General features: G+C 74.3%; 1 protein-coding gene. It reads right to left on the reverse strand.

The window, feature by feature from the left end; genetic code table 11:
* Positions 1 to 146: 146 nt before the first annotated feature.
* Positions 147 to 1,128: aminotransferase class I/II-fold pyridoxal phosphate-dependent enzyme (locus tag E2651_RS43330; RefSeq protein ID WP_135336742.1), on the reverse strand; the 982-nt coding region annotated here is incomplete at its 5' end.

Consider the following 1,128-nt stretch of genomic DNA (forward strand, 5'->3'; position numbering starts at 1 on the left):
GGCGGGGAGGGTGGCGGCCCTGTCCGCCGGCCGCATCTTCTGTGTGACCCGTACGGCCTTCTCTGATTGCTCTGACTGCTCTGCCTGCTGCGTCTGTTGCACCTGCTGCACCTGCTGCACCTGCTGCACCTGCTGGGTCTGTTGCGTCACCGAGGAGGCTCCATTCGCCGTGCTGCTGCGCGGAGATCGTCGAAGGCCGACCCGAACATGTTCAACGCCCGTTCCACATGCGGCAATTCCAGCGCGTCCGGTGCGGTGAGAGACGTCATGCGCTCCTGCTGGGTTGAGCCGAGCAAGGGGCCGGTGGACAGCCGTACCCGTAGCGCCCCGAGCTCGTCACCGAACCTGTGGCCGCCGGGTGCGGGCATGCCGAGCCGTTCGCCGAGGAAGTCCTCCAGGTCCTGCGAGTCGCCGACGCCGCGGGCGGTGAGGGCGGGACGCAGCGGGTCGAGGTCCACGTAGAGGTGGCGCCCGGCCTGCGGAGGCCGGGCGAGCGCACCCGCCGCGAGCACCCTCCGCTGCGCGGCGGCGGCCACGCGCGCGTGCAGGCGGGTGGCGCGGACGAGGCGTTCGGCCACCTCGTCCGGTTCGCCGAGGACGTACGCGGCCGCCGCCGCGACCGGCGCCGCGAGGAACGCGCCGAGCGCGGTGAGGACGTCGAGGGTGCGGGCACGCAGCGCGGTGCCCCACGCGGTGGCGGGGAACCGGGCGACCGCGGCGGGCAGGCTCGGCGGCAGGAACGCCCCGGAGAGGTCGGTCAGAACGGTCACCCGGTCGGGGGCCATCTCGGCGGGGCCGATGAGGACGGTGTCGTGCGGGCGGTGCAGGGTGTCGCGCCAGGTCTCGTCGCTGACGATGTGCAGGCCCTCGTCCGCGGCCGCTTCCACGGCCTCGTGCAGCACTTCGGGAGGCGGCACGGTGGCGGTCGGGTCGTCGGCGACGGAGAGCACAAGGAGGCGTGGGGTGCCGCCCTCGTCGCGGATACGGCGGACGGTTTCCAGGAGGGCGTACGGGTCGGGGACGCCGCCGCACTCGGCGGGCGTCGGCACGTGGTAGACCGCACGGCCGAGCAGCCGCGCCTGCGGGGCCCACCAGGCGGGGCAGGGGCGGGGCAGCAGGACCTCGCCG

The sequence above is a fragment of the Streptomyces sp. MZ04 genome (assembly GCF_004684775.1).
Taxonomy (GTDB): domain Bacteria; phylum Actinomycetota; class Actinomycetes; order Streptomycetales; family Streptomycetaceae; genus Streptomyces.